This is a genomic window from Rhodococcus sp. BP-316, from assembly GCF_019836105.1.
Classification (GTDB): Bacteria; Actinomycetota; Actinomycetes; order Mycobacteriales; family Mycobacteriaceae; genus Rhodococcoides.
Window position 1 is genome coordinate 15,422 of record NZ_JABUEE010000008.1, and the last position, 14,026, is coordinate 29,447.

The 14,026-nt window shown below is 67.1% G+C and carries 18 protein-coding genes and 4 tRNA genes; 16 read left to right on the forward strand and 6 right to left on the reverse strand.

What is annotated here, in order from left to right; genetic code table 11:
- Positions 1-72 precede the first annotated feature (72 nt).
- Entirely contained in the window at positions 73-939 is an 867-nt protein-coding gene (gene htpX / locus HQ312_RS16005) for a zinc metalloprotease HtpX (protein WP_027504550.1), read from the forward strand.
- Between the two features lies 1 nt (position 940).
- On the opposite strand, the gene HQ312_RS16010 is transcribed toward htpX, so the two are convergent.
- Positions 941-1,432 (reverse strand): YajQ family cyclic di-GMP-binding protein, encoded by a 492-nt coding sequence (locus HQ312_RS16010; RefSeq protein ID WP_056441678.1) that lies wholly within the window; start codon positions 1,430-1,432, stop codon positions 941-943.
- Positions 1,433-1,576: 144 nt separating this feature from the next.
- On the opposite strand from HQ312_RS16010, the gene HQ312_RS16015 reads away from it, so the two are divergent.
- The 11 genes from HQ312_RS16015 (at position 1,577) to rplA (ending at position 6,422) form a co-directional block, all read left to right on the forward strand.
- Positions 1,577-1,659: transfer RNA gene (locus HQ312_RS16015), tRNA-Tyr, on the forward strand.
- A 171-nt stretch (positions 1,660-1,830) separates the two neighbouring features.
- Positions 1,831-1,903, forward strand: a tRNA-Thr gene (locus HQ312_RS16020).
- A gap of 35 nt (positions 1,904-1,938) precedes the next feature.
- A tRNA-Met gene (locus HQ312_RS16025) sits at positions 1,939-2,011 on the forward strand.
- A gap of 98 nt (positions 2,012-2,109) precedes the next feature.
- Positions 2,110-2,277, forward strand: a complete 168-nt coding sequence (gene rpmG, locus HQ312_RS16030; RefSeq protein ID WP_027504552.1) for a 50S ribosomal protein L33 — start codon at positions 2,110-2,112, stop codon at positions 2,275-2,277.
- Positions 2,278-2,467: 190 nt separating this feature from the next.
- Positions 2,468-3,022 (forward strand): (3R)-hydroxyacyl-ACP dehydratase subunit HadA, encoded by a 555-nt coding sequence (hadA, locus tag HQ312_RS16035; protein ID WP_051613161.1) that lies wholly within the window; start codon positions 2,468-2,470, stop codon positions 3,020-3,022.
- Positions 3,012-3,440: a (3R)-hydroxyacyl-ACP dehydratase subunit HadB gene (gene hadB, locus HQ312_RS16040; protein WP_027504553.1), complete on the forward strand. Its 429-nt coding sequence runs from the start codon at positions 3,012-3,014 to the stop codon at positions 3,438-3,440. The genes hadA and hadB overlap by 11 nt, the downstream gene beginning before the upstream one ends.
- Before the next feature lie 132 nt (positions 3,441-3,572).
- Positions 3,573-3,648: transfer RNA gene (locus tag HQ312_RS16045), tRNA-Trp, on the forward strand.
- A gap of 80 nt (positions 3,649-3,728) precedes the next feature.
- Positions 3,729-4,187, forward strand: coding sequence for a preprotein translocase subunit SecE (gene secE, locus HQ312_RS16050; protein WP_027504554.1), 459 nt, complete (start codon positions 3,729-3,731; stop codon positions 4,185-4,187).
- A 70-nt stretch (positions 4,188-4,257) separates the two neighbouring features.
- Entirely contained in the window at positions 4,258-5,103 is an 846-nt protein-coding gene (gene nusG, locus HQ312_RS16055) for a transcription termination/antitermination protein NusG (protein ID WP_056442340.1), read from the forward strand.
- A gap of 78 nt (positions 5,104-5,181) precedes the next feature.
- A complete protein-coding gene (gene rplK, locus HQ312_RS16060) occupies positions 5,182-5,616 on the forward strand; it encodes a 50S ribosomal protein L11 (protein ID WP_027504556.1) in 435 nt (144 codons plus the stop codon).
- Between the two features lie 86 nt (positions 5,617-5,702).
- Positions 5,703-6,422, forward strand: a complete 720-nt coding sequence (gene rplA / locus HQ312_RS16065; protein ID WP_027504557.1) for a 50S ribosomal protein L1 — start codon at positions 5,703-5,705, stop codon at positions 6,420-6,422.
- Between the two features lie 60 nt (positions 6,423-6,482).
- Here the strand turns inward: rplA and HQ312_RS16070 are convergent, their stop codons facing one another.
- From HQ312_RS16070 to HQ312_RS16080, 3 genes are all read right to left on the reverse strand, one after another.
- Positions 6,483-7,328, reverse strand: coding sequence for an alpha/beta fold hydrolase (locus tag HQ312_RS16070; protein WP_374198304.1), 846 nt, complete (start codon positions 7,326-7,328; stop codon positions 6,483-6,485).
- Positions 7,329-7,442: 114 nt separating this feature from the next.
- Positions 7,443-9,416, reverse strand: a complete 1,974-nt coding sequence (locus tag HQ312_RS16075) for a CocE/NonD family hydrolase (RefSeq protein WP_222639255.1) — start codon at positions 9,414-9,416, stop codon at positions 7,443-7,445.
- 112 nt (positions 9,417-9,528) lie between these two features.
- A complete protein-coding gene (locus HQ312_RS16080; RefSeq protein ID WP_027504559.1) occupies positions 9,529-9,726 on the reverse strand; it encodes a hypothetical protein in 198 nt (65 codons plus the stop codon).
- Between the two features lie 429 nt (positions 9,727-10,155).
- On the opposite strand from HQ312_RS16080, the gene rplJ reads away from it, so the two are divergent.
- Together rplJ and rplL are read left to right on the forward strand one after the other, a co-directional pair.
- The gene (rplJ, locus tag HQ312_RS16085) at positions 10,156-10,710 is read left to right on the forward strand and encodes a 50S ribosomal protein L10 (RefSeq protein WP_027504560.1); all 555 of its coding nucleotides are present in this window, start codon (positions 10,156-10,158) and stop codon (positions 10,708-10,710) included.
- A 105-nt stretch (positions 10,711-10,815) separates the two neighbouring features.
- Positions 10,816-11,202 carry a 50S ribosomal protein L7/L12 gene (gene rplL / locus HQ312_RS16090; RefSeq protein WP_027504561.1) on the forward strand — a complete coding sequence of 129 codons (387 nt, stop codon included), beginning with the start codon at positions 10,816-10,818 and terminating at the stop codon, positions 11,200-11,202.
- A gap of 79 nt (positions 11,203-11,281) precedes the next feature.
- On the opposite strand, the gene HQ312_RS16095 is transcribed toward rplL, so the two are convergent.
- Both HQ312_RS16095 and HQ312_RS16100 read right to left on the reverse strand, forming a co-directional pair.
- Positions 11,282-11,980, reverse strand: a complete 699-nt coding sequence (locus HQ312_RS16095) for a hypothetical protein (RefSeq protein WP_222639257.1) — start codon at positions 11,978-11,980, stop codon at positions 11,282-11,284.
- Positions 11,980-12,651, reverse strand: coding sequence for a sigma-70 family RNA polymerase sigma factor (locus HQ312_RS16100; protein ID WP_261782389.1), 672 nt, complete (start codon positions 12,649-12,651; stop codon positions 11,980-11,982). The genes HQ312_RS16095 and HQ312_RS16100 overlap by 1 nt, the downstream gene beginning before the upstream one ends.
- 59 nt (positions 12,652-12,710) lie before the next feature.
- Here HQ312_RS16100 and HQ312_RS16105 point away from each other — a divergent pair, with 59 nt between their 5' ends.
- A complete protein-coding gene (locus HQ312_RS16105; protein WP_027504563.1) occupies positions 12,711-13,412 on the forward strand; it encodes a CHRD domain-containing protein in 702 nt (233 codons plus the stop codon).
- Between the two features lie 13 nt (positions 13,413-13,425).
- Positions 13,426-14,025, forward strand: a complete 600-nt coding sequence (locus tag HQ312_RS16110) for a class F sortase (RefSeq protein WP_222639260.1) — start codon at positions 13,426-13,428, stop codon at positions 14,023-14,025.
- The last annotated feature ends 1 nt before the right edge of the window (position 14,026 follow it).

A 14,026-nucleotide genomic window follows, 5' to 3' on the forward strand; every position in this document is an offset into this window, starting at 1 on the left:
CGGGAACTACCCGCGTCACCTCGGTCGTTGTTCGTGCAGTAAGCACTGCGGCGAGAGGATCGGCGACACACGATGAAGTTCGCGAACGGCATGAAGACGTTCGGCCTGATGGTCGGGATGTCGGCTCTGATCGTCTTCATCGGCGCTCTGTTCCAGAACTCGACCATCCTGGTGGTCGCGGTCGTCCTGGCCGTCGGCATGAACGGGTACGCCTACTTCAACAGCGACAAGCTGGCGCTGAAGTCGATGCACGCCCAGCCGATCACCGAGGTCGAGTACCCGCGCATCTTCGCGATCGTCCGCGAGCTGGCCACCGCGGCGCATCAGCCCATGCCGCGGCTCTACATCAGCCCCACCAACGCCCCCAACGCGTTCGCCACGGGACGCAACCCGCGCAACGCCGCGGTGTGTTGCACCAGCGGCATCCTGGCGCTGCTGAACGAGCGTGAGCTGCGCGCGGTCCTCGGCCACGAGCTCTCGCACGTCTACAACCGCGACATCCTCATCTCGTCCGTGGCGGGCGCCATGGCGGCCGTGGTGTCCGGACTCGCGAACTTCGCGTTCTTCGCGAACGTCTTCGGCGGGCGCGGGAACGGGCAGGGCGCCAACCCGCTGGCCCTGCTGCTGGTGTCGATGCTCGGACCGATCGCGGCGTCACTGGTGAAGCTGGCCGTGTCGCGCTCGCGGGAGTACCAGGCGGACCAGTCGGGTGCCGAGCTCACCGGCGACCCCCTGGCGCTGGCCTCCGCGCTCCGCAAGCTGCAGAGCGGCACCCAGGCCGCCCCGCTGCCCCCCGAGCCGCGCCTCACGGCTCAGTCGCACCTGATGATCGCCAACCCGTTCCGGGCGGGTGACCGGGCGAGCAAGCTGTTCTCGACGCACCCGCCGATGGAGGAGCGCATCGCCCGCCTCGAGCGCATGGCGGGGCCTTACCGCTGAGTCAGCGGTAGTTGACGAACTGCAGGGCGATGCCGAAGTCCTCGCCCTTGAGCAGCTGCTGAACGGCCTGGAGGTCGTCACGCTTCTTGCTGCTCACCCGCAGTTCCTCGCCCTGGATCTGCGCCTTGACGCCCTTGGGGCCCTCGTCGCGGATCTTCTTCGAGATCTTCTTGGCGTTCTCGGTGGTGATGCCCTGCACCAGCGTGCCGGTGATCTTGTAGGTCTTGCCCGACTGCACGGGATCGCCGGCGTCGAAGGCCTTGAGCGAGATGTCGCGTCGGATGAGCTTCTCCTTGAAGACGTCCAGGGCGGCCTTCGCGCGTTCCTCGGCCTCGGCGGTGATGACGATGGCCTCGTCTCCGGACCACTCGATGCTCGCGCCGGTGCCGCGGAAGTCGAAGCGGGTCGACAGCTCCTTGCCGGCCTGGTTCAGAGCGTTGTCGACCTCCTGGCGGTCCACCTTGCTCACGACGTCGAACGACGAATCAGCCACTGACAACACTCCTTCGTGCGTGATCGGTACGGTGCCGACGGTAGCGTGTCCAGCCGGTTTGCCATCGAGGGGTGCGGTCGTTGTATTCTGCGTATCGCACCTGGAGCGGTCACTCGACGAGTGTCCGGCGCCATGGAGCATCCCGGCAGATTGCCCGAGCGGCCAATGGGAGCGGACTGTAAATCCGTCGGCTTATGCCTACGTAGGTTCGAATCCTACATCTGCCACACCCGACGAGACCCCGGCGAGAATCCTCGCCGGGGTCTCGTCGTCGGGGTGGGGTCAGGCGGCACGCGAAACGCCGCGTGCAACTCGTTCACCAGGCAATTTGGCGAGCGGTCTGACCCCTGTGTAATGTCTTCGAAGGCTTCGACGTGCACCTCGTGTGCGCCGATCCTGCCCCCTTAGCTCAGTCGGTAGAGCGTTTCCATGGTAAGGAAAAGGTCAACGGTTCGATTCCGTTAGGGGGCTCGCGGGACCGAGCGCCGGCCGGCGTCCGGCACCGAGGCGGTGTAGCTCAGTCGGTAGAGCAAACGACTCATAATCGTTGTGTCGCCGGTTCAAGTCCGGCCATCGCTACTCGACAGAGGACTCCGCCGCTGCTGCGCGCAGTGGGGTCCGGTATTCATGACCGACGCAGCACCCGTATCGCGCTCTACCCGAAAGCAGGCATCGACGTGGCCTCCTCCACTGACGTTCGGCCCAAGATCACCTTGGCGTGCGAGGTGTGCAAGCACCGTAACTACATCACCAAGAAGAATCGCCGCAACGATCCCGATCGCCTCGAGATCAAGAAGTTCTGCCCGAACTGCGGAACTCATCGCGCGCACCGCGAATCTCGCTGATCATTCGCACAGCAGCGCTGCCCCGGCACAGTCGCCGTGGCAGCGCTGACGTGTGTCCAGGTGCCGGTGACCCAGTCGGCTCGGCGCCGTCCGTCTCGAACTCGCCCGACAGAGCCGTCCGGACTGTCTCTCGTCCCACGCTCGGGTGTCCCGTGGTGAGTTCCACATCATTCTCGGGGGAGTCGACGACGTGACAGTCACCGCAACCGCAACCGACCGGGGCGACACGCCTGCCGTCGACCCGGCGGTGCACACCGCCAGCATGGTCGGGCACCACTACCGCATGCCCGACTTCTACGAGATCGGGCGCGAGAAGGTGCGCGAGTACTCGCGGGCCGTGCAGAACGATCATCCCGCGCACTCCTCGGAGGACGCCGCGGCCGAGCTCGGGTACGAGCATCTCGTCGCACCGGCCACCTTCATCTCGGTCGTCGGCATCATCGCGCAGAAGGCCATGTTCGACGAGGTCATCACCGGGTACGACCTGTCGCAGATCATGCAGGCGGATCAGCGTCTCGAGTTCCACCGTCCGATCGTGGCGGGGGACCGCCTGACCGTCGACGTGAGCCTGGAGTCCTTCCGCCAGATGGGTGGAAGCGACATCATCATCACGAAGAACATGGTCACGGACGAGGCCGGCGAGGACGTCATGACGTCCTGGACGACACTCGTGGCGAAGACCGGCGGCGGTTCCGATCAGGACGCGCTGGAGATGGCGAAAGGTGTCATGAAACATGACTCGTAAGCAGTTCGACCAGGTCACCGTCGGCGACGACCTTCCCGAGCGCACCTACGAGCTCACCCGCGGTGACCTCGTGAACTACTCGGGCGTCTCCGGCGACCCGAACCCGATCCACTGGAGTGATCCGGTCGCGCGCACGCTCGCCGGACTCTCGGACGTCGTCGCCCACGGCATGCTCACCATGGGACTCGGCGCCGGTTTCGTCACCGACTGGTCGGGTGATCCGGGCGCCATCACCGAGTACAACGTGCGCTTCACCAGCCCCGTGCTGGTCAAGGAGACCGAGCCGGCCAAGGTCGATTTCACGGGTCGCATCAAGTCGGTCGACGCGGACACCCGCAAGGCCGTCGTCGCCATCACCGCGAAGTACGAGGGCAAGAAGATCTTCGGTCGCGCCGTCGCGACCGTCCAGCTCGCGTGATCCGGCTCTCCGATCGCCGACTCGAGTCAGCGATTTCGGGGGCGTCCGTGAGTGCAGTACACTGAGATCTCCGGGGTCGTACAGCGCTGTGCGCTGTCCGTCGCCGGTACGACCGGATTTCGATCCGGCCGAAGGGGCGTAGCTCAATTGGTAGAGCAACGGTCTCCAAAACCGTAGGTTGCAGGTTCAAGTCCTGTCGCCCCTGCCACGTTCGAAAGCGGTGCTTCGGACAGTGGTCATGCAGAGCATTCCAGTGCAGACACCCTGCCAACGACCGAGAGGAACGACGTGAGCGATCAGCGCGGCGCGCGCGACAGCAGCTCCGACGGTTCCGAGGATCTCGGTGCGGACGATGCTGTCGTCGCCGACGATGCTGCTGCCGCCCACGATGCCGCCGGGTCGAGCCGGCCCTCCGGCAAGCGCGCAGCCCGCCGGACCCGGTCCGCGGACGATGCTCCGTCGCTGATCAAGGATGGTGCCAAGACCACCGCCGGCAAGTCCGTCGCCACCGCCTCTCGTGTCGAGGGCCGCACCCGCGCCGAAGCGACGCCGAAGATGAACATCTTCAAGCGGCTCCGCAAGTTTCTGCGCGAGGTCGTCGCCGAGCTGCGCAAGGTCATCTGGCCCAACCGCAAGCAGATGGTCACCTACACCGCTGTGGTGTTGGTGTTCGTGACGTTCATGGTGGCCTACATCAGTGGGCTGGACCTGGCGTTCATCAGGGGAGTGCAGTGGCTGTTCGGCTGACGCCGGACACACAGGTCCGCACGACCACCCCGAGTACGACCGGAACGATTACAGGAAGCGAGTGCCTTTCGTGAGCACGCCCCATAACGACGCCACCGAAGTGGCCGCCTACGACGCTCAGGTCGAGGCGACCAAGCAGGGCCTCGAAGCGGAGCAGGCCGCACAGGACCGCGAGACCGACGAGGCCATCGCGGCCGACGTCGCTGCCGCCACCGGTGACACCGACGAGTCGGAGACCGTCGACGCCGATGCGGACGCCGTCGTCGCCGACGACGCTCCCATCGACGCGGAGCCGGTCGATCCCGTCGCCGAGATGAAGGCTGCGCTGCGGCGCGCCCCCGGCGACTGGTACGTCATCCACTCGTACGCCGGATACGAGAACAAGGTGAAGACCAACCTCGAGACCCGCGTCCAGAACCTCGACGTCGGTGACTACATCTTCCAGGTGGAAGTTCCCACCGAGGAGGTCACCGAGATCAAGAACGGCCAGCGCAAGCAGGTCAACCGCAAGGTGCTGCCGGGCTACATCCTGGTGCGCATGGAACTGAACGACGAGTCCTGGGGTGCTGTCCGCAACACTCCCGGTGTCACCGGCTTCGTCGGCGCCACGTCGCGCCCGTCCCCGTTGACCATCAACGAGGTCGTCAAGTTTCTCATGCCGCAGGAGGACAAGAAGAAGGCCACCGCGGGCGCCACCACCGGTGCCGAGGGTGCGGGCGAGACGTCGTCGAAGCCGACCATCGAGGTCGACTTCGAGGTCGGCGAGTCCGTCACCGTCATGGACGGCCCCTTCGCCACGCTTCCCGCCAGCATCAGCGAGGTCAACGCCGAGCAGCAGAAGCTCAAGGTGCTGGTGTCCATCTTCGGCCGCGAGACTCCGGTCGAGCTGGGCTTCACCCAGGTCGCGAAGATCTAGGGCGCTCAGAACCCCCCCACAACTTGCAGGCAGTACCGCAAGACATCCGAGAACCACGCAACAACCTAGGAATCACAGATGCCCCCCAAGAAGAAGAAGCTAGCCGGGATCATCAAGCTTCAGATCCAGGCCGGTCAGGCCAACCCGGCACCGCCCGTGGGCCCCGCCCTCGGTCAGCACGGCGTCAACATCATGGAGTTCTGCAAGGCGTACAACGCCGCGACCGAGTCGCAGCGTGGCAACGTCGTGCCGGTGGAGATCTCGGTCTACGAGGACCGGACCTTCGACTTCAAGCTGAAGACCCCGCCTGCCGCCAAGCTGCTGCTCAAGGCAGCCGGCGTCGCCAAGGGTTCGGGCGAGCCGCACAAGACCAAGGTCGCCACGGTGACCATGGACCAGGTGCGCGAGATCGCCAAGACCAAGGCCGAGGATCTGAACGCCAACGACATCGACCAGGCCGCGAAGATCATCGCCGGCACTGCTCGCTCGATGGGTATCACGGTCGAAGGCTGAGCCACCGGCTCACCAGCTCCACAGCATCACGTGGGAGAGCCGGCCAGGCTCGTCAACCACGCTCCGAACAACGAACGGACATCATCATGGCAAAGCGCAGCAAGGCCTACGAGGCCGCAGCAGCGAAGATCGATCAGGACCAGCTCTACTCGCCGCTCTCGGCGGCGAAGCTGGCCAAGGACACCGCGTCGAGCAAGTTCGATCCGACCGTCGAGGTCGCGATGCGCCTCGGCGTCGATCCCCGCAAGGCGGACCAGATGGTGCGCGGCACCGTCAACCTGCCCCACGGCACCGGTAAGACCGCCCGCGTCATCGTCTTCGCCGCAGGCGCGAAGGCCGACGAGGCCGTCGCCGCCGGTGCGGACGAGGTCGGCGCAGAGGACCTGATCGAGCGGATCCAGGGCGGATGGCTGGAGTTCGACGCAGCGATCGCCACCCCTGACCAGATGGCCAAGGTCGGCCGCATCGCCCGCGTTCTCGGACCGCGTGGCCTGATGCCGAACCCGAAGACGGGCACGGTCACCAACGACGTGACCAAGGCCGTCGGCGACATCAAGGGCGGCAAGATCAACTTCCGCGTCGACAAGCAGGCCAACCTGCACTTCGTCATCGGCAAGGCGTCGTTCGACGACGCCAAGCTGGTGGAGAACTACGGCGCAGCCCTGGACGAGATCCTGCGTGCGAAGCCGTCGTCGGCCAAGGGCCGTTACGTCAAGAAGATCACGGTCTCGACCACCACCGGACCGGGCATCCCGGTGGACCCGAACCGTACTCGGAACCTCCTCGAGGACGACGCGACCGCCTGAGTCACTCGCAGCACCGAAGAAGGCCGGCACCCCGTGAGGGTGCCGGCCTTCGTCGCGTTCTCAGGCCTTGGCGACGTTCGTGAGAATCGTGTCGACCACGCGGTCCACCAGGGCGTTCGGGATGTCGTGCGCCATGCCGTCGACGAGCACCAGCTCGGATCCGACCACGTGGCGCGCGATGGCCTTCCCGCCGGCGGGACGCACGAGGGGATCCGCCGTGCCGTGGATGACGACCGTCGGCGCCGTGATCCGCTTCGTGTACTTCGCGAGGCTCCCGGTTCCGGTGATCGCCGCGAGCTGACGGACGATGCCGGCCGGGTAGTAGCCGCGGTCGTACGCCTCGGTCGCGTCGGCGACACGTTCGTCCCGCGTGGTGGGGAACTGCTTGCTGCCGATCGTCTGGAACGTCGTCGCCTGGTGTTCGATGATCTGCTCGCGCGTCGCGTTCTTGGGCGGCGGCTTGAGCAGCGGCGCGAGCGCGCGGACGTCCGGCGGCGGCAGGAACGCCTCGTTGGTGCTGGAGAAGAGGATGGAGACCGAGCGGATGCGCTCCGGGTGCGACCCCGCGACCACCTGCGTGATCATGCCGCCCATCGAGGCGCCGACGATGTGGGCCGACTCGATCCCCAGGTGGTCGAGCAGGCCGACGGTGTCCTCGGCCATGTCCACCACCGTGTACGGAACCGAGCTCGCCTGCCCGAGTTCGTGGCGGACCAGTCGCAGCAGGATGTTCCCCGTGACGCGCTGCCCGTCGAGCTTGCCCGAGAGTCCGATGTCTCGGTTGTCGAAGCGGATCACGCGGTAGCCGGCGTTGATCAGCTTGCGGCAGAACGGCATCGACCACGTGAGCAGCTGGCAGCCCAGTCCCATGACGAGCAGGATCGGCGGGTTCTCGATGTCGCCCATGTCCTCGTAGGCGATCTCGACCGCGCCGACCGAGGCGGTGCCGGTACGGACCTCGACCTCGACCTCGGTCTCGGAACGGCCGGTCTCGGGTGTGCCTGTCATACGTGGATCTCCTTACCAGCCGGGCTCACCGAGCAGCGGCAACGTGATGAAACTGGGGTCCGTCGGGTCGAGGTCGACGTCCTGCGCTCGCCATCGGGTGCGGAGGCGATCGGGCAGGATCGGCACGAATCGAGGCGCGTCGGCCGCGAAGATGTCGAGTCGCAGGCGGTGTCCGGGGTGCAGGACCGCCTCGGTCGAGAGTAGTTCGATGTCGAGGACGATCGGTTCGCCGGGGACCACGGGGAGCAGTGACTCGCGCGTGAGCGGGTGGTGGGCCACCAGGTAGTCACCCGACTCGGTGCGGATGCTCTCCTCGTCGTCGATCGCGCGGCGCGACGCCAGCAGCGCACCGTTGGTGAGCACGGTGGGAGTGCCGTCTGGAGCGACGTCGCACAGCATCACGGCCCACATCGACTCGCGGGCGCGCGCGACGGTGCGGACGTGGACGTTGGCGGGGCCCGAGTAGACGACGGTGGTCATGACGGGAGGCGTCGTGAACGTGAGCGCGTCACCCTCCGCGAAGCGGTTGTCGTAGGTGAAGCCGCCGCCGAGAGCGGCCGGAACACCGGCCAGCACCTGCGTGGTGTCGCGGGAGACGACGGTGCGGAACCCGGGCTTCACCGTCAGACGGGCCGAGTCGGTCGGCGCCTCGAAGTGCAGGGACCCGTCGTGCCGACTGTGCGACGCGGTACCGGACGAGTCGGCGCTCAGGTAGAGGCGCCGAGCCACGGCGGCGGGCGCGGGGAATCGGCCGTGCGCTTCCCACCCGCCGCCCTGCTGACGCAGCGTGACCGGTCCGTAGCGGTCGATACCGTTGTCGATGCCGCGCAGCCACTTGTCGAACCAGGCGCGTTCGAGCACGTCGAGTCGCGGCGGGAACCCGGGTTCACCGAAGCCGATCCCGGGGTTGCCGTGGTACCCGTCGCCCACCAGAAGTTGCTTGCGCCCGCGTTCGACGGTGAGTCGGTTGTACATGTCGGGTGCCGCGCCGCCGAAGATGTCGTGCCAGCAGCCGTAGAGGAACGTGGGGACCGCGATGTCCTCGATGGTGGGATCGATGGTGTCGAAGGACGGGTCGTCGTAGATGCGCGGGTCCGAACCGGTGAGGAACCCGTTCACCAGATTGCTGATGTTCGTGGCGGGGGACCGTATGCGATCCGAGAGCCAGCCGACTCCGCCGCGCCGCAGGATCTGTACTGCCGGAACCCATTTGAGGGTGTTCACGGCGGTGAGCCACAGGGGGATGAAGAGCGACGGTGCGCCGCCGGTGGCGAAGATCTCGCGGACGATGTCCTCGGATCCCTCGACGGCGAACACGGCGTCCGGTCCCGCGCTGCCCGCGGCGGCGGCCTGCAGGGAGTTGATGGCGGAGTAGGAGATACCGGCCATGCCGACGCGCCCGTCGCACCACGGCGACGCCCGGATCCACTCGAGGATCTCCAGGGTGTCGAGTTGTTCACGCGGGCCGAGGGTGTCCCACACGCCGGACGAGGAACCGGTGCCGCGCGCGTCGATGATGACCTGCACGTAGCCGCTACGGACGAGATGGCGGTTCACAGTGAGCAGATCCGCCGCACCGCCCGCGACGACGCGGGTGATCTCGGAGATGCCGTCGAACGGGGTTCCCGAGAGGTCGACGGAGCGGGACACGCGACGCAGCGCCGGCCCGAGCACGGGTGCTGCGAGGAGTGCGTCGATCGAGTCGAGCAGGACCGAGTTGTACGGGGTGATGTTCAGGACGACGGGGAAGCGAGAGGAGACGGATCGTCCACTCGCGTCAGCAGGGGACACGACGATGGCGCGGAGAACGGCTCCGTCCGTCATCGTGACGGCGGCGCCGCGGTCGATGTGCACACGGGGGAACTCGGGAGCGGACTCCACGAGTTCTGCCCATGCTCGGCCGTCGGCGCCGCCGGTGGGATCACGGTGGAAGGGCGAGACGACGTGCTCGGGTTGCACCAGTGCATGGGCCGATGTCGTCGTCATGAACGTCGAGTCAACCTCATTGCTGTGACACGCGGTACACAACACGCCATTCCCGGCCCTTCGACAACGACGAGGGCACGTCGTCGTTCGATGTCACCAGGTGAGTGCGCTGCTACTTGCCGCCCTCGGGGGTTCCCTCGCTGTCGCTGAAGAAGGCCCACTCGCCGTCGTGCTCCACTTCGAGGCGCCAGCCGAGTTCGGCGTCGTCGGACTTGCTCTCCTTGAACCAGGTGTGGGCGTCGGTGGAGTTGGGGATCTCCTTGGTGGCGACGACGGATCCGGTGGGGTCGAGTACGCGATAATTGGCCATGAGCACCGTGTTCCCTCGGGAGAGCACCTCTCAAACCGAGGGGGCTCCGCCCCCGTGCGCCTTTTGCGTACCCGGGGATGCGCACAAGGCGCACAGGGGCGGAGCCCTTTTGGTGTCTCCGGCGGCCCCGGGGTACTCTTCTCTTCGGACACCGTGCGGTCGTGATCTGCGATCGTGCGACGTTCACCTGATCTGTTCCACCCAAGACCGTTGGTCATCGTGGTCTCCGAAGAGGTTCGCCTCGTCGGAGATGGCGATTGAAGGTCCGGCCGAGCCGGCGACCCACGCAGGAGGACGAGGACCAGGGATACGTGTTGCTGACTCTCTCCGAGTCGCGCCGCCCGCATTCCGACGCCCCGTGTGCCCTGCACCGGGGCGTTTCTGCTTGTTCGGGCCGGGCCGACTCGACGCAACGAGAGGAGGCGAAGTATGGCAAAGGCTGAGAAGGTATCCGCGGTCGCGGAGATCTCCGAGCAGTTCAAGGGCGCCACGGCGGCCGTCGTCACGGAATACCGTGGCTTGTCGGTCACCCGTCTGACGGAGCTCCGTCGGGCCCTCGGTACCGGAGCTACGTACTCCGTCGCCAAGAACACCCTGGTCAAGCGTGCCGCAGCTGATGCGGGCATCGAAGGCCTCGACGACTTGTTCGTCGGTCCGACCGCCATCGCATTCATCGATGGTGAGCCGGTCGACGCTGCCAAGGCGATCAAGCAGTTCGCCAAGGACAACAAGGCGCTCGTCATCAAGGGCGGCTACATGGACGGCCGCGCGCTGTCCGTGGACGAGGTCAACAGGATCGCGGATCTCGAATCCCGCGAGGTCCTGCTGGCCAAGCTCGCCGGCGCGATGAAGGGCAACCTGGCAAAGGCCGCAGGCCTGTTCAACGCTCCCGCTTCGCAGGTCGCGCGTCTCGCGGCTGCGCTGCAGGAGAAGAAGGCTGCAGAAGAGGGCGCTTCGGCGCCGGAAGCCGCAGCTGCCGACTAGCTGATCCGCAAGGACTGCACACCACCCCGTGCGGCCGGCCTCCGGCCTGCACGCAATCTCCTGTCCCCGGATCGGCGACAAGGACTTACAGAGAGGACCGCCACCATGGCGAAGCTCAGCACCGAAGAATTGCTCGACCAGTTCAAGGAGCTCACCCTCCTCGAGCTCTCCGAGTTCGTGAAGGCATTCGAGGAGACCTTCGAGGTCACCGCAGCTGCCCCCGTCGCCGTTGCTGCCGCAGGCGGAGCAGCTGCTCCCGCCGAGGCCGCTGAGGAGCAGGACGAGTTCGACGTCGTCCTCGAGGGCGCCGGCGACAAGAAGATCCAGGTCATCAAGGTCGTCCGTGAGGTCGTCTCCGGCCTGGGCCTGAAGGAAGCCAAGGACCTCGTCGAGAGTGCTCCGAAGGCCATCCTGGAGAAGGTGGACAAAGCTTCGGCCGACGCCGCCAAGGAGAAGCTCGAAGCTGCCGGCGCGAAGATCTCCATCAAGTGATCTAGCCCCACAGCGCGAGAAGCGGCCGTACCCCTCGGGGTGCGGCCGCTTTTTTCGTTTCTCGGGACGGTGCGCCAGATCAGCCCACGGTGGGCAGTGCGGCGCGGGCGAGAAGGTCTCCGCTCGCGGCCCGGATCTCGATCTCCGCGACGTCGGGACGCAGCACCGCGGCGTTCATGCGGCAGTCGATGGTCACGGAGCTGCCGAGGAAGCTGCCCGAGGAACGATCCGCTCCGGTGCGGTCCACCAGAACCACCTCGAACGCTTCGTCGACCGGGACACCCTGCATGTCCAGGACCGTCTCGGTGCCCCACGTGTGAGCAACCAGGCCGCCGTCGACAGTGACGCCGGGACTCGACGCGGTGAAGTCGACCGTCTCGAAGGCGCCCAGCTCGCCCGGTGGTCCCTCGACCACGGGGGCCGCGATCGTGCTGTCGGCGGGCGTCTCGCCACCCCCGGTGCCGACCGTCTGCACACCGAGCACCGCCGCGACGCCCACCGCGATTCCGGCGACAGCTGCAGCGGCCGGGACGAGGCGACCGCGTGCGGACGGTCTGACGATGCGTCGTCGAAGCAGGTCACCGGGTTCCGCATCGACCCAGGTCAGTCCCGCTGCCGACCCCAGCGACGCGACCGTCTCGCGCATCTCACGGATCTCGTCGGCGACCGAGGTGTCCTCGGCCTCCAGAATGCGAAGCTCGCGCCGCTCGGCGTCGGTCAGGTCGCCGGCCACGGCAGCCGCGATCAACTCCTCTCGTCGCGGATGTCCCGGAGTCATCAGGTCTCCTGACCGTCGAAGTGAACGCGCAGGGCGCGCAGTGCGTAGTACGCGCGGGTGCGCAGGGTGCCGATCGCGACGCCGGTGCCGGCCGACAGCTCCGCGTAGGACAGGCCGGTCAGGTGGATGGCCACCACCACCTGTCGATGTTCGGGGGACAGGGTGGCCAGACCCTCCACCACCCGCATCCGGGTCAGGACGTGATCGCTTCGATCGGGTTCCACGGCGTCGCCTTCCGCGACGGGGGAGGACGCGACCAGCGGAGTACGGCCTCGCGACCGCTGAGCATCCGCGACGACGTTGCGTGCGATGGCGAAGAGCCAGGTCCGAGTTCCACCCCGGGACTCGTCGAACCTGTCCCGCGCTCGCCACGCACGTACGAAGGTCTCCTGCACGCAGTCCTCGGCGGCGACACGATCGTGCAACACATTCACGGCGAAACCCAGCAGCGACGACGCGTGGGCGTCGTAGGCGGCCGTGAGATCGAACGTCCCGCTCTCGCGCGACCGGAAGATCGCCAGCGTCTGCCCCCTCGATGTCGGGGGAGGGGTGTACCCCGCCGGTGCCCGTGCAGGACGAACCCTACTCACCGTCGACGCCGCTCCGACCTCCATGGTGGGTGTACGTCGAGAAGTGCGACGACGTTCGACCGTGGTGAACGTTTCGGTCATTCCGGACGTATCCCCTCTCGAAGGACGTCCGCGCATCCCGATCGGAAGGTACGACCACCATGACGACACGCACTGCACGAGGAACGATCATCGTTGCGGGAGGCGCCGCGGCGTTCCTCGCGCTCACCGCTGCTCCCGCGGCAGCAGAGACGCCGGTCGGCGAACCGTCGTCGTTCACCAGTGCCTTCACGGCCATGGCGACTCCGGACCAGGTCCTGAACGCGGACGGCGTCGCGACGCCGGGTGAGCCCGGCGCGACCGGAACGTTCACGTTCCGCATCAACTCGGACGAGAACATCATCTGCTACGACATCACCCTCGAGGGCGTCACCGGCGACTACATGTCGCCGGCGAAGACGGCGACGCACATTCATCAGGCAGCAGTGGGTGCCGCGGGCCCGCCGCGCATCGCGTTCCCGAACCCGTCCCCGGTCGGCGACGGACCTCGCACCAGCAGCGGCTGCCTGCAGGGGCCGTTCACGACCGGCGTGATGGCGAACGGTGCCGACACCGGAACGAACTTCGACCTCGCGGCCATCGAGGCGAACGCCGCCGGGTTCGCCGCGGACAGTCACACCACCGCCTTCGCCGCCGGCGCGGTGCGCGGACAGCTGACCCCGATTCCCGTCGGCGGTGTGGAGACGGGCGCCGGTGGATCCGTCACCGACAGTTCGACCGCGACCGTCGCGGGTGCCGGTGCCGCCGTTCTGGGCGTGGCGGCCCTCGTCGGGCTGGGCGTCGCCCGTCGGCGGAACTCCTGATCGACCGACGCGGATGAGATGGTCGACGCGCGCGAGTGCGTTCCTCCTGGTGGGGCTGGTGGTCGCCTGCGCGCGACCACCGGCCGTACCGCCCACCGCGACGGCGGTGTCCGTCACGTCTCCCGCTGCCGCGACCGTGTCCGAGACGGGACCTCTCGTCCCGGCGCGGGTGTCGGCACCCGAGATGGGTCTGGACGAACCGTTGATCGAGCTGGGTCTGAACCCGGACAACACCATGGCGGTTCCCGAGGACCACGACGACGTCGGCTGGTTCACCGGCGGCGGGCGGCCCGGGCGTCCCGGCGCGGCCGATCAGGTCGGACCCACGGTGCTGGCCGGTCACGTCGACTCGACCACGGGTCCCTCCGTGTTCTTCCGACTCCGCGACCTCGTGGTGGGAGACGACGTCACGGTCACCACGACAGAGGGCATCGAGGCCAGGTACCGGGTGACGGACATCGGCGACTACGCGAAATCCGAGTTCCCGACGGCACGCGTGTTCGGTGCCGTCCCGCGTGACGAGATCCGACTGATCACGTGTGCCGGAGTGTTCGACGACGACGCGGGGTCCTACGAGAACAACCTCGTCGTCTTCGGCACCCGCGTGGGGTGAT